Below are 13823 nucleotides of genomic sequence, written 5' to 3'. Positions count from 1 at the left end.
CGATTGGCAGGAAGCTGGCAATCGGGGGCCCCGCTCATCTGGCGAATCATTTGGGAAGACCGGAGTATACAGCCAGGCTATCCGTTCATCGGATACCCCAATAAACATAAAAGAAGGCACCTCCCACAAACGCCCTGAATAATCCATATCAAAGCGGTAAAACAAAAAAACCCGGGCTGGCGCTGCGCCTAACCCGGGTTCTTTGATTGTTCAGAGGGGTGTACGCTCAGCCTGTTTCTACAAGCATGAGCGTAACACCCGCTGTGTCCGCGGCCGCTATTGACTAGGGTCGCGACACCTCAGCCTGATCTCTCAGGAACTGCTGATAGGCCAGATATTCCCGCTGCCCTTGCTGGCTGGCCAGGAACTGCTGCAACTGCTTGAGCTCATCTTGCTTCTGCTCAACATCGCCGTCTGAAACACTGTCCAACGCAATAATAACTGCCATTTCATCCGACGGAGCAAGCCCGTACGTCACTGCATCTTCGTCCGGACGCGGCAATGAGAAAGCAGTTATTCTGACATTCGCACTGAGCGACGAATCGTTGCGAGTCGTGCCTTTGTGGTCGGTCCAACCATCAGTCAGGATATCGACATCACTCAGGCTCTCTCCGTCCTGTAGTTTTGCGATAACATCTTGCGCCCGCTGGTCCAGCAACTCTCGGGTTTGCTCCCGCACCAGGCGCTCACGAATAACGTTACGCACTTCGGCCAGTGGTCGCTGCGAGGCTGGCTGGTAGTTTTTAACCCGAGCTACAATCGATACATTGTCGCCCACATCAATCAACTCAGTGTTGTACTTGTCTTGCAATACATCATCAGAAAACAGCTGGCGTACCAGCCCAGCATGCTGGAATGGCCCATTACCACCTTCACGAGTGATACCGGACTGCTCTTTAATTTCGAGCCCCAACTCTTGCGAGGGCGCGGTCAGGTTGCCTTCCGAATACGCAATGTCCGCCAGTTCTGACCGAAGTTCTGCGTATCGCTCGCCCGCTGCTTTTTCGGCCAGCTCGGTTCTGAGCTCGCTTTCCAGTGCCGCCATTGAAGGCGCTTCGGCCTGACGAACATCCAGCAACTTGATGATATGCATGCCGTAGCTGGTCTCTACCGGCTCTGACACGTCGCCGACCTCCAGCCCATACATGGCGTCTTCAAAACCACTGTCAAACATGCCCCGGCCCACAAAGCCCAGGTCGCCGCCCTCTTTTGCTGACACTGTATCAGCAGAGTAGGTTTTGGCCAGCTCTGCAAAGTCTTCACCAGCGGCCAATTTTTCCTGGACTTCTGTCAGCTTGGCCTCTGAGTCGTCGCCGGCTTCGATCAGGATATGCGCCGCTCGACGCTCCTCCATTGATACCTCAGCAACTTTCGCCTGGTAGTAGGCCTGCAATGCCTCGTCGCTGACGTCCTCATCCTTGGCAAGCTCACTCAGCGACAGCTCAATATACTCCGCGTCAATGGTTTCAGGCACTTTGAAATTGGTCGCGTTGGCCTCGTAGTAGGCTTCAACATCCTCATCGGACACCTCAACCTGATCACTGACGCTGTCAGCGGACACGGCTACGGTTCGAAAATCACGGGTCTGGTATTGAATGCGCAACAGGTTCTCGACAATCTCCGGACTCACGATACCGCTCTGAACCAACGCCCCGCGAATCTGATTCACCACAAACTGACTGCGCATGGCGCGGCGGAATTCACCAACGCCCATCCCCATATTACGCACCACTGCAACGAACCGGTCGCTGTTGAACTGGCCGTCCACCTGGAACTGAGGCATCTGCGTAATCAGCCGATCAATGTCTTCGTCGGACAATTCAAGCCCCTGTGCGGCGGCATCCTGTGTCAGGGTCTGCTCCAGGATCAGCGACTCCAGCACACCGGCCCTGATCTGGTCATCGTCTAATAGTGCCGGGTCCGGTGTTTCCATCTGGGACAAATGGCGCTGACGCTCCATCTGCACCACCCTTAAAAAATCCCGCTCGGTAATGTCTTCGCCATTGACGGTCGCAACTTCCGGCTCACCGGAAAAACCGCCGATAATCGCATCCATGCCCCAGATGGAGAGCGATACAATCAGCAGACCGATTATGACTTTGGCAATCGTACCCTGGGCGTTTTCACGAATATCTTGAAGCATGTTCCTCCCGGACTACTGGACTGGCGGTCATCGCCTTGTGGTTGCGATGTCAGGCTCTGTCAGCGTCAGGCCTCGTTCACTGTCATTGGAGTATCCAGCCCCCGCTCCACCCCAACAGACGCTTGGGGACGATGGAAGTGAAGGGCTGAACGTAAAAAGGCGCATCCTGATTTGGAATGCGCCTCGAATTCGTATGAAGCGATCTTAGTTCCGTACCGGCCAATCCGTGCACCTGGGCGGCTTTAAGCGTACGGGGATCACTTCGGCAGCGCCAATCCTAAGCACCACCCGCGAAAGAGACCGTTACTTAACGGCGTCTTTCAGAGCCTTACCTGCTTTGAAGCCAGGCACTTTAGAGGCCGGGATCTTGATCTCAGCACCGGTTTGCGGGTTACGACCGGTGCGGGCTGCACGCTCTTTTACCGCAAAAGTACCAAAACCGATCAGTGTAACCTGATCACCGCTTTTCAAAGCTCCACTAACGGAGCTAATCATCGCATCCAGGGCACGACCTGCGTTTGCCTTGGAAAGATCTGCTGACTCTGCAATTGCATCAATTAGTTCGGACTTGTTCACACTAAACCCCTTCGATTTCAGGTTGAAGATGTTATAGGTTGGTTTATATTTTTTCGGACGTTCTCGACTATCGCACAAGCGATTTGAGAATTCCATTCTTCACTTTTCTTATTCCTTTCGGCGTTCGACCGACGTCCGGAATATGCACTCGTCGCGCGGGAGCCCTTGGTATTGGCTGCTTCACGGCAAAACAGTTATACCAATGGCTTCTCGCGCCTGTCAACAACACACTTCGTGTTTAATGTGTATTTATGCGCTCAGCCGCATCGCCGTCGTCATCTCGAGCGCTTCCGGAGGTCGCTTTCGAGGTCGACTCGACGGACCGTGGCTCAGGCTGATATTCCAGCGCCGCATCCAGAACCTGATCAATCCATTTGACCGGAATAATCTCGAGCGATTCCTTGATGTTGTCGGGTATCTCCTTGAGATCTCTAACATTATCATCCGGAATGACTACTCGCTTGATGCCACCACGGTGAGCTGCAAGCAGCTTTTCCTTCAGCCCCCCGATGGCGAGAACGCGCCCACGCAACGTGATTTCGCCGGTCATTGCCACATCCGCCCGCACTGGAATATTCGTCAATGCAGAAACCAGAGCGGTGCACATGCCAACACCGGCACTCGGGCCATCTTTTGGCGTCGCACCTTCCGGAACGTGCACGTGGAGATCGTACTTTTCGTGAAAGTCATCACCAATACCCAGACCCAGCGCCCGACTCCGGACCACCGTTAAGGCCGCCTGAATCGACTCTTGCATGACATCGCCCAAAGAGCCCGTCTTGACCACACGGCCTTTGCCCTTGGTCAAGGCGCACTCGATGGTGAGCAATTCACCCCCGACCTGAGTCCATGCCAATCCGGTCACCTGACCGACCTGGTTTTTGTCTTCAGCCAGTCCATACTTGAACTTTTGCACGCCGGAGTACTCTTCCAGCTGCTCCTGAGACAATACAATTGCGGTTTTCTCGCCGGATTCCACATGCTCACGAACCACTTTACGGCAGATTTTTGCGATTTCACGCTCCAACCCGCGGACACCCGCCTCTCGAGTATAATAACGAATCAAATCCCGCATCGTTTCTTCGGGAATATCGAGTTCGCTTTTTCGCAGCCCATTGGCTTTGATCTGCTTCGGTAGCAGGTATTTCAGTGCAATATTGACCTTCTCATCCTCGGTGTAACCGGGTATCCGAATGATCTCCATGCGGTCCAGCAAGGCCGAAGGAATGTCCATCGAGTTAGATGTGCACACGAACATCACATCAGACAGATCGTAGTCCACCTCAAGGTAGTGGTCGTTGAAGGTGTGGTTCTGCTCCGGGTCCAGTACTTCGAGCAACGCAGACGCCGGATCACCACGATGATCCATGCCCATCTTGTCGATTTCATCGAACAGGAAAAGCGGGTTTTTTACCCCAACTTTGGACAATTTCTGCAACAACTTGCCGGGTAAAGCCCCGATATAGGTTTTACGATGGCCGCGAATTTCAGCCTCATCGCGGACCCCGCCAAGCGCCATCCGAGTGTATTTCCGGTTAGTCGCCCGGGCGATGGACTGGCCCAAGGACGTCTTACCAACGCCGGGAGGACCCACCAGACACAAGACCGGACCTTTCACTTTCTTTACCCGGCTCTGTACCGCCAGGTATTCCAGGATGCGTTTTTTAACTTCATCCAGTCCGTAGTGATCCTCGTCCAGAATCTCGCGGGCTTTCTCGATATCGTGGCGCACGCGGCTACGCTTTTTCCAGGGCACTGCCAGCATCCAGTCAATGTATCCACGCACCACCGTCGCTTCCGCGGACATGGGCGACATCATCTTGAGTTTGTTCAATTCCACTTCGGTTTTTTTGCGAGCTTCTTCTGGCAAACCGGCCTCTTCGAGTTTTTGCTCCAACTCTTCGAAGTCGTTGTTACCCTCACCCATCTGACCCATCTCTTTCTGGATCGCTTTCATCTGTTCGTTCAGGTAGTACTCGCGCTGGCTGCGCTCCATCTGCTTTTTGACGCGCCCACGTATACGCTTTTCAACCTCGATCAGGTCGATTTCGCCATCGAGCTTACCCAATAGAAGGTCGACCCGATTGCGTACATCCAGCGCTTCGAGCAGCTCCTGTTTTTCGGGGATACGCAATTCAAGATGCGCCGCCATTGTGTCGGCAAGGCGCTCCAGTTCGGTAATACCGGTCAACGCATTGGAGACTTCGGAGGGAACCTTCTTGGACAGCTTGACGTATTTCTCAAACTCTTCCATCAGCGTCTTGACCAACACTTCTTCTTCGCGCTCAGGAAGTGTGTCCTCGTCCATCAATACAGCCTGGGCCGTCAGATACTCGCCTTCCGCAATGGAGTCCAGGTTGGCCCTGGCATTGCCTTCAACCAGCACCTTAACGGTGCCGTCAGGCAGCCTCAGCATTTGAAGAACGGTTGCTAACGTCCCCATATTAAAGACATCTTTGGGACCTGGCTCGTCCGTGCCGGCATCTCGCTGTGCTACCAGCAAAATTTCTTTGCCGCCATCCATGGCCGCTTCAAGCGCCTGGATGGACTTTTCCCGTCCCACAAATAATGGCACCACCATGTGCGGGAACACCACCACGTCACGAAGCGGGAGCATGGGGTACTCTTTTACGGACTCTTCAGGTATCAGGGTCATAGACAATCCTCTGATGACGTTTCTTTCAGCATACCACCGATCATTGGGGCGCCTCTGGAAATTGCAAACTTTTTACACCAATCTTTACACCGCCAAACTGGCCAGCAGCGTCATTTACGGGACAAAAAAAAGGGCGTTGCCGCCCTTTTTTATTGCCCGAACTACAAGCTCAGTCAGTCCTCCGGTACGGCCTTGGCGCGATCAGTGTTGGCGTAAATCTTAAACGGCTCGGAATCACCGCTGATGACGCTCTCATCAATCACTACCTTTGAGACATCGTGCTCAGAGGGAATCTGATACATGGTATCCAGCAGCGTCGCCTCCATAATGGACCGCAACCCACGGGCACCCGTGTTGCGCACCATTGCCTTGCGGGCAACAGCGCGTAAGGCGTCCTCACGGAAATCCAGTTCCACCCCTTCCATATCAAACAGCTTCTGATACTGCTTGCTCAGGGCATTTTTTGGCTCTGTCAGGATCTGCACCAGTGCATCTTCATCCAACTCGGTCAGCGTTGCCACAACCGGCAGACGACCGACAAACTCAGGAATCAGACCGTATTTGACCAAATCTTCGGTTTCAACATCTTTGATGATGTCACCCGTGCTCTTGCGATCCGCTTCACTCACAACTGCTGCCGAAAAGCCGATACTGCTGCGGGCGGACCGGTCCTGGATGACTTTATCCAGACCCGCAAATGCGCCGCCACAAATGAACAGGATATTACCGGTGTCCACCTGCAAGAACTCCTGTTGCGGGTGCTTTCTGCCACCTTGCGGCGGTACAGAGGCAACAGTCCCTTCAATCAGCTTTAGCAATGCTTGCTGAACACCCTCACCCGACACATCACGGGTAATGGATGGGTTATCAGACTTGCGGGAAATCTTGTCGATTTCGTCGATGTACACAATGCCGCGCTGGGCCTTATCGACATCGTAATCGCACTTCTGCAGCAGCTTCTGAATGATGTTCTCAACATCCTCACCGACATAACCGGCTTCGGTCAGTGTCGTTGCGTCAGCAATAGTAAACGGCACGTTCAGCATTCGAGCGAGCGTTTCGGCCAGCAATGTTTTACCGCTACCGGTCGGGCCGATCAGCAAAATGTTGCTCTTGCCCAACTCAACATCCGCCTTACCCTCACCGTAGCGAAGACGCTTGTAATGGTTGTAGACCGCTACGGACAACACGACTTTCGCCCGGTCCTGGCCAATCACATATTCATTCAACGTTTCACGGATTTCAGCCGGCGTGGGTAGACGATCACTGGCGTCTTCCTGTGCGTTTTCCTGAATCTCCTCACGGATGATGTCATTGCACAGATCGACGCACTCGTCGCAGATGAACACCGAAGGCCCTGCTATGAGCTTACGGACTTCATGCTGGCTCTTTCCACAAAACGAGCAGTAGAGCAACTTGCCGTTATCGTCGCCCCTGCCGTTTCTTTCATCTGCCATTGAAATACCTCTGTCTTGGTTTGCCGGCGTTTAGAATTTAAACAATACGCCGACAAAAGGTGTAGCGATCAAATTAAGTATTATGTATTCGATACGCGCTTATCAAGTATCGAATCAATCAGGCCATAATCTTTAGCCTGCTGTGGATCCATAAAGTTATCGCGCTCGGTATCCCGGGCAATGGTCTCAAGATCCTGGCCCGTGTGATGCGCCAGAATTGTGTTCAACTGCTGACGAATCTTAAGAATCTCACGAGTATGGATCTCAATATCGGTTGCCTGGCCCTGATACCCACCTAACGGCTGGTGAATCATGACGCGGGAATTGGGCAGACAGGCGCGCTTGCCTGCGGCACCACCGGATAGCAAAAAGGCGCCCATACTGGCGGCTTGACCAACACACAAAGTGGCAACGTCGGGCTTGATAAACTGCATGGTGTCATAAATTGACATACCGGCAGTCACCGAACCCCCCGGGCTATTGATATACAGATGGATGTCTTTGTCAGGATTTTCAGACTCAAGGAACAACAACTGGGCTACGATCAGGTTGGCCATGTGGTCTTCGACCTGACCCACCATGAAGATCACCCGCTCTTTGAGCAGCCGGGAGTAAATATCAAACGAACGCTCACCGCGCGCTGTCTGCTCGATAACAATTGGCACCAGGCCAGAGCTGGTAACCATAGCGGGACCATCAATAGGTTTCTGCGTCATGATACGCCTGCACTCCTTCTGGACGTTAAACAGCCTTATGGCTGAGCTTATTGTCGGTTTGCAGCCGATACTGTGCCAGCATGTGGCCAAGATGAAAACAGCCGGACTTGCCGGCTGTTCTCTTTATGCGTCTCACAGGGTCTGAATTCAATACCCTGAGAAAATTAACGCTGTTGTTGAGCGGACTGAACCGCCTCTTCGTACTTCACTTTCTTTTCTTTGACCTTCGCCTGAGCCAGAACGAAGTCCACGACAGCGTCTTCCAGAACCGCAGACTCTATCTGAGCCTTTTGCTGAGGGTCATTGCTGAAGTGCGCAATCACTTCCTCTGGCTGCTCATACGTTGACGCAATTTCCTGGATCTTTTCATCGACTTGTTCAGGTGCCGCCTTCAAGTCGTTTTTCTTAACCAGCTCCTGGAACAGCAGGCCGGTCTTGACACGACGCTTGGCCTGATCGGTAAACAGTTCTGCCGGCAGTTGCTGAGGGTCCATCTGACCTCCGAAGCGCTGGACCGCGTCCTGACGCAGACGATCAATCTCCTGGTCAACCAACGCCTGTGGAATTTCGAGCTCGGTCGATTCGAGCAATCCATCAACCACGTCATTCTTAACTTTGGTAGACACTGCCTGCTTCAGCTCACGGGCCATGTTCTTTTTCACTTCTTCACGGAACGCCGCTTCGTCTTCCGCCTCAATGCCGAACTTTTCGAAAAACTCTTTATCCAGCTCAGGCAGGATAGGCTCTTCTACTTCGTTGATTTTAATCTCGAACTTGGCTGGCTTACCGGCCAATTCTTCTTTCTGATAGTCTTCCGGGAAGGTCACCTCAACTTCGAGCTCTTCACCGGCCTTGCCACCCGTGACGCCGTCTTCAAAGCCGGGGATCATCTGGCCAGAGCCCAGTGTCAGTTTGTGGCCTTCAGCCGAACCGCCTTCAAAGGTCTCGCCGTCGATAAACCCTTTAAAGTCGATAGTAACCACGTCCTTCTTCTTGGACTTACGCTTGACCGACTTCATGGTTGCCTGCTGGCGACGCAGGTTATCGATCATCGTATCAACGTCTTTTTCGGTGATGTCGGCCTTGGGCTTCTCGATTTCAATTTTGCTCAGATCGCCCAGCTCTATCTCTGGCAATACTTCAAAGATGGCAACAAACTCGAGATCCTTGCCTGCTTCCATTGTCTTAGGCTCAAAACGTGGCCAGCCGGCAGGCGCAACTTCCTGTTCTTCGATCGCTTTCACATAGCTGTCGCGCATGACTTCGCTAACAACTTCCTGACGAACACCGTCACCAAAACGACGCTTAACGACGCTCATCGGCACCTTGCCCGGACGAAAACCGTTCATTTTAACGGTGCGTGCAGTGTGCTGGAGGCGTTTCTCTACCGCCTGGTCAATTTCCTGCGCGGGCACACCAATCGTCATCCGACGCTCGATGTTAGATGTCGTTTCAACAGACACTTGCATGAAAAATCCTCAAATTGCCGTTTCAGTAAATGAATAAATGCGGGTTAAAAACTGGCTAATCAACGCAGCCAAGACAAAACACGCGAAAATTAAAAGCGATAGTTTACCACGGTTTTATTCGCAGAGAGAATCATCAAACCAATGTTCCTCTTCGGGCAACCATGGACCGCCAAATCAACACGGAACGGGAGCCCAAATGGGCTGACCTATGATTGCGCAATACCGGCCATCAAGGCGTAGACAAACTGTTTCGGGAGAAGTGCCCGAATTCGAATGGCGTTCTGCCTGACACTCCCCGACTCCGGAAAATCGCAGCCATAAAAAAAGGCTCTTAGATCATCTAAGAGCCTTTTAAAGTGGTACTCCGGGAGGGACTTGAACCCCCACACCTTGCGGCAATAGGACCTAAACCTATCGTGTCTACCAATTCCACCACCGGAGCTTAAAACCAAAATTTCGGCTACGCATTTAGACCATCGAGAGCGCGTACCTGCTCCCAAAACCACTTGGACATCAATCCCACTTGAACGTCCTTGATCAAACCTGTCGGGCCCATGATTCAAGTCTATGATTGTATACCAGTGGAAATCAAACCAAAGCAGAAAAGTTGGGGTGGACGAAGGGGTTCGAACCCTCGACCGCAGGAGTCACAATCCTGAGCTCTACCAGCTGAGCTACGCCCACCACATCCATTACCTGCAGAGCACGCTGGGCGTGTCTTGAGCAATTTCGAAATGCTCAACGCCAGCCGCTTTCGCCGCCAACTCGCACAACATCCTATCCACTTAATTACTTTGCCTGGCGTTGGGGCGCTGAAGGTGACCTGGCCGAAGGCTGATGGTGCGCCCGGCAGGACTTGAACCTGCGACCCACGGCTTAGAAGGCCGTTGCTCTATCCAGCTGAGCTACGGGCGCTTAACCTTTCGCCCATCTGATGAATCAGATTAAAAGTGGTCGGGGTAGAGAGATTCGAACTCCCGACATCCTGCTCCCAAAGCAGGCGCGCTACCAGACTGCGCTATACCCCGATCGATCTGAACAACAGATACCTCAGCAAAGTGGCGCGAATAATACCGACGAGAATGGGGTCCGTCAATACCGAATTCAGGAAAACCCGAACATTCGTGCTTATCCACTTCTCTGCTCTGACACCGACACTATAACACCTGCGCCCGACACATTGGCGAAGTGACCGAAGCATGCGACAATGCGTGCCCTTAAAGCACGGGCTTTCAAGCTGCGCATTCGAGCGACCCGTTCACGTTTTCTCAGGTTACGACGCCTCAACCGCACAAGACAATACCATGACCGCCAAATTGATCAACGGAAAAGAAATTGCCGCCGGCATTCGCCAACAAGTCGCAGCCGGGGTCGACGCGCGCCGACAACAAGGATTGCGGGCACCGGGCCTGGCGGTCGTGCTGGTCGGTGGTGACCCAGCGTCTCGCGTCTATGTAGGCAACAAGCGCAAGGCCTGCGACCAGGCCGGCATTGTTTCACTGTCTTATGACCTACCTGAAGATACCTCCCAACAGGCACTGGAAGCGCTGGTTGACGAACTCAATAACAACCCCACAGTGGACGGCATCCTGGTGCAACTGCCGCTGCCCGACCACCTGGACGCCGATCCAATTCTGGTAAAAATTCGGCCGGACAAAGATGTTGATGGTTTTCACCCCTTCAATATCGGCCGCCTGGTACAGCGTCGACCAGAACTCCGACCCTGCACGCCTGCCGGCATCATGACGTTACTCGACAGCATCGGCACGCCCTATAAAGGTCAGCACGCAGTCATTGTCGGCGCCTCGAATATTGTTGGTCGTCCGATGTCTATGGAACTGTTGCTTCGAGGTGCCACCACCACGGTTACCCACCGCTTCACCGACGACCTCGCTCGCTACGTCAGCGACGCCGATATCGTGATTGCTGCCGTCGGCAAACCCGGCTTGGTAAAAGGTGAGTGGATTAAACCCGGCGCCACGGTCATAGATGTGGGCATCAATCGCATGTCTGACGGCAAGCTTCGGGGTGACGTGGAATTTGATGTCGCCTGCGAGCGCGCCGCTTACATCACGCCCGTGCCCGGCGGAGTTGGGCCCATGACCATCGCCACCCTGCTGCAGAACACCCTGCACGCCGCCAACGTCCTGCACAAAGACTGACCATAAAAGCCGCCAGTACCCCTCAGCACTCGCCGATCGCGGTGATGTCCGGGCAGTCTTGGCGGCGGACCCACTCCGGTCCAGAGTTGCCCTCCTTCGCCTCTGAAGCCGCGCCTACAGGTGCCATCAGTGCCCATCAGCACCTGGGTTGCCCGCCACGCAGCCGCTACTCCGTCGTGTGAAGGCAAGACTGTCTCAGGTGTTCCTCCCTGAAGGTGCGACCGGCATCGAGTCAGCGTTGACTTACCGGCGCATTCCAGCCATAAAAAAACCCCGCCGTGGCGGGGTCTTATCTTGCTTCCGGCTTACTGGCCGTACTTGGCCTTGGCCTTCAAGCGGTAGGCGTGCAGCAACGGTTCGGTGTATCCATTGGGCTGCTGGCGACCTTTCAAAACCAGATCCAGAGCTGCCTGGAAGGCGACACTGTCGTCGTAGTTCGTCGCCATGGCACGGTAGGCCGGGTCGTTTTCGTTCTGACGATCCACCACACCTGCCATGCGCTTCAAGGTTTCCATAACCTGCGCTTCGGTGCAGATACCGTGGTACAGCCAGTTGCACAGGTGCTGTGATGAGATCCGCAGAGTCGCGCGATCTTCCATCAAGCCAACATCGTTGATGTCCGGCACCTTGGAACATCCCACACCCTGATCAATCCAGCGCACAACGTAACCGAGGATACCCTGGGCGTTGTTGTCCAGCTCTCTCTGGATATCATCGGCGCTGAGTGAAGACGGGTCTTTCATCAGCGGAATGGTCAGGATGTCTTCCAGCTTGGCGTGCTCTCGATTGGCCAACTGGGCCTGAACGTCAGCAACGTTGATCTGGTGGTAGTGCAGCGCGTGCAGGGTTGCGGCCGTCGGTGACGGAACCCACGCTGTGTTGGCACCGGCTTTCGGGTGCGCCGTCTTGGCTTCCATCATTTGCGCCATCAAATCCGGCATGGCCCACATGCCTTTACCAATCTGGGCCTTGCCCTTCAGGCCAGTTTCCAGACCGACATCAACGTTCCAGTTTTCATAGGCCTGAATCCAGGTCGCTTGCTTCATGGCACCTTTCGGGACCACCGGGCCAGCTTCCATAGACGTATGAATTTCATCACCGGTGCGATCCAGGAAACCGGTGTTAATGAAGACGGTGCGATCCTTGGCCGCTTCAATACACGCTTTCAGGTTAGCCGTGGTGCGACGCTCTTCATCCATGATGCCGACTTTGACGGTGAAGCGCGGCAGACCCAGTGCGTCCTCGATACGACCGAAAAACTCATTCGTGAAGGCCACTTCTTCCGGGCCGTGCATCTTGGGTTTCACGATGTAAACGCTGCCGGTCTTGCTGTTGTGCAACGGGCCTTTGCCTTTCAGATCGTGGATCGCAATCAGCGACGTCATCAGGCCGTCCATCAGGCCTTCCGGAATTTCATTGCCATCTTTGTCGAGAATCGCATTGATGGTCATCAAGTGACCCACGTTCCGCACAAACATCACGCTGCGGCCTGGCAGGGTCAGTTCACTGCCATCTTTCGCGGTATAGGTGCGGTCTGGATTCATCTTGCGGGTAACCTGCTCACCGCCTTTTTCGAAGCTTTCCTGCAGGTCGCCTTTCATCAGGCCCAGCCAGTTGCGGTAAACAACGGTCTTGTCGTCCGCATCCACCGCCGCGATGGAGTCTTCGCAGTCCATGATGGTGGTCAAGGCCGACTCAACCAGTACATCTTTGACGTGGGCACCGTCGGTTTTGCCGATCGGATGAGTAGCATCCACTTGAATCTCGAAATGCATGCCGTTCTTGACCAACAATACGCCAGTCGGCGCTGACGCCGCACCGGTGTAACCAACAAAACCGGACTCGTCTTTCAAGCCGGTGGTGTCGCCGTTCTGCAGCGTGACCACCAATTTGCCGCCGTCTACGGCGTACTTGATCGAATCTTTATGGCTGCCCACAGCCAGCGGGGCGGAAGTGTCCAGCACATTGCGAGCGTATTCGATGACCTTGGCGCCACGCACCGGATTGTAGCCACGGCCCTTCTCAGCACCGTCGTCTTCTGACAGCACGTCCGTGCCATACAACGCGTCGTACAGGCTGCCCCAGCGAGCGTTAACGGCGTTGAGCGCAAACCGGGCGTTCATCACCGGCACGACCAATTGAGGGCCCGCCATGGTGGCGATTTCCGGATCGACATTGGTGGTATCGATGCTGAAGTCCGCGGGCTCGTTGACCAGGTAGCCAATGTCCTGCAGGAACGACTTGTACTCGGCCATATCAAGGTCTTGACCTTTGTGATCCTTGTACCAGGTATCCAGTTGTACTTGCAGGTCATCACGCTTGGCGAGCAGCGCTTTGTTCCGCGGCGCCAGTTCGTGAATGATGGCGCCGAATTCGGCCCAGAATTTGTCGGCATCAACGCCGGTGCCAGGGATGGCTTCGCTATTCACAAAATCGAACAGGACTTTTGCGACCTGAAGGCCGCCGGCTTGTACGCGTTCTGTCATTGTTGTTTGCCTCGATGGTTTGCTGAATTCGTTGGCCTGGCACAGGTTAGCCGGTGCCAGGCCCGCTCTCCCGACCTGAATCGAGCGAGCGGCTGTTTTATTTGAGGGCGATAGTTTACGCCAAATTGCAGAGAGAATCATTCTCCGAAGTTATACCC

Annotated in this window: 8 protein-coding genes and 4 tRNA genes; 1 reads left to right on the top strand and 11 read right to left on the bottom strand. The window is 54.1% G+C overall.

Features of this window, described 5'->3' with window-relative positions:
• Positions 1 to 283: 283 nt before the first annotated feature.
• From GRX64_RS07940 to GRX64_RS07895, 10 genes are all read right to left on the bottom strand, one after another.
• Positions 284 to 2143 carry a SurA N-terminal domain-containing protein gene (locus GRX64_RS07940; protein WP_166265678.1) on the bottom strand — a complete coding sequence of 620 codons (1860 nt, stop codon included), beginning with the start codon at positions 2141 to 2143 and terminating at the stop codon, positions 284 to 286.
• 303 nt (positions 2144 to 2446) lie between these two features.
• Positions 2447 to 2719, bottom strand: coding sequence for an HU family DNA-binding protein (locus tag GRX64_RS07935; protein ID WP_166266052.1), 273 nt, complete (start codon positions 2717 to 2719; stop codon positions 2447 to 2449).
• Positions 2720 to 2957: 238 nt separating this feature from the next.
• Positions 2958 to 5375, bottom strand: a complete 2418-nt coding sequence (lon, locus tag GRX64_RS07930; protein WP_166265675.1) for an endopeptidase La — start codon at positions 5373 to 5375, stop codon at positions 2958 to 2960.
• A 173-nt stretch (positions 5376 to 5548) separates the two neighbouring features.
• Entirely contained in the window at positions 5549 to 6832 is a 1284-nt protein-coding gene (gene clpX, locus GRX64_RS07925; protein ID WP_166265672.1) for an ATP-dependent Clp protease ATP-binding subunit ClpX, read from the bottom strand.
• An 80-nt stretch (positions 6833 to 6912) separates the two neighbouring features.
• A complete protein-coding gene (gene clpP / locus GRX64_RS07920; RefSeq protein ID WP_166265669.1) occupies positions 6913 to 7548 on the bottom strand; it encodes an ATP-dependent Clp endopeptidase proteolytic subunit ClpP in 636 nt (211 codons plus the stop codon).
• A 164-nt stretch (positions 7549 to 7712) separates the two neighbouring features.
• Complete coding sequence (tig, locus tag GRX64_RS07915) at positions 7713 to 9017, bottom strand: trigger factor (RefSeq protein WP_166265666.1); 1305 nt, start codon at positions 9015 to 9017, stop codon at positions 7713 to 7715.
• Positions 9018 to 9374: 357 nt separating this feature from the next.
• Positions 9375 to 9459, bottom strand: a tRNA-Leu gene (locus tag GRX64_RS07910).
• A gap of 166 nt (positions 9460 to 9625) precedes the next feature.
• Positions 9626 to 9701 (bottom strand) — tRNA-His (locus GRX64_RS07905).
• A gap of 154 nt (positions 9702 to 9855) precedes the next feature.
• A tRNA-Arg gene (locus tag GRX64_RS07900) sits at positions 9856 to 9932 on the bottom strand.
• A 36-nt stretch (positions 9933 to 9968) separates the two neighbouring features.
• A tRNA-Pro gene (locus tag GRX64_RS07895) sits at positions 9969 to 10045 on the bottom strand.
• A gap of 276 nt (positions 10046 to 10321) precedes the next feature.
• Here GRX64_RS07895 and folD point away from each other — a divergent pair.
• On the top strand, positions 10322 to 11179 hold the full coding sequence (gene folD / locus GRX64_RS07890; RefSeq protein WP_166265663.1) for a bifunctional methylenetetrahydrofolate dehydrogenase/methenyltetrahydrofolate cyclohydrolase FolD: 858 nt from the start codon (positions 10322 to 10324) through the stop codon (positions 11177 to 11179).
• Between the two features lie 305 nt (positions 11180 to 11484).
• On the opposite strand, the gene GRX64_RS07885 is transcribed toward folD, so the two are convergent.
• Entirely contained in the window at positions 11485 to 13665 is a 2181-nt protein-coding gene (locus GRX64_RS07885; protein ID WP_166265660.1) for a malate synthase G, read from the bottom strand.
• Positions 13666 to 13823: the final 158 nt, after the last annotated feature.

The sequence above is a fragment of the Marinobacter caseinilyticus genome, assembly GCF_011074955.1.
Classification (GTDB): Bacteria; Pseudomonadota; Gammaproteobacteria; order Pseudomonadales; family Oleiphilaceae; genus Marinobacter; species Marinobacter caseinilyticus.
Note: the sequence above shows the minus strand (reverse complement) of the source record. Positions and strands in the feature narration are given on the sequence as shown.

What these genes read in the sequence shown, in the direction of transcription:
- GRX64_RS07940 (WP_166265678.1), bottom strand. Translation starts at nt 2,143, where the DNA reads ATGCTTCAAGATATTCGTGAAAACGCCCAGGGTACGATTGCCAAAGTC.
- lon (WP_166265675.1), bottom strand. Translation starts at nt 5,375, where the DNA reads ATGACCCTGATACCTGAAGAGTCCGTAAAAGAGTACCCCATGCTCCCG.
- clpX (WP_166265672.1), bottom strand. Translation starts at nt 6,832, where the DNA reads ATGGCAGATGAAAGAAACGGCAGGGGCGACGATAACGGCAAGTTGCTC.
- clpP (WP_166265669.1), bottom strand. Translation starts at nt 7,548, where the DNA reads ATGACGCAGAAACCTATTGATGGTCCCGCTATGGTTACCAGCTCTGGC.
- tig (WP_166265666.1), bottom strand. Translation starts at nt 9,017, where the DNA reads ATGCAAGTGTCTGTTGAAACGACATCTAACATCGAGCGTCGGATGACG.
- folD (WP_166265663.1), top strand. Translation starts at nt 10,322, where the DNA reads ATGACCGCCAAATTGATCAACGGAAAAGAAATTGCCGCCGGCATTCGC.
- GRX64_RS07885 (WP_166265660.1), bottom strand. Translation starts at nt 13,665, where the DNA reads ATGACAGAACGCGTACAAGCCGGCGGCCTTCAGGTCGCAAAAGTCCTG.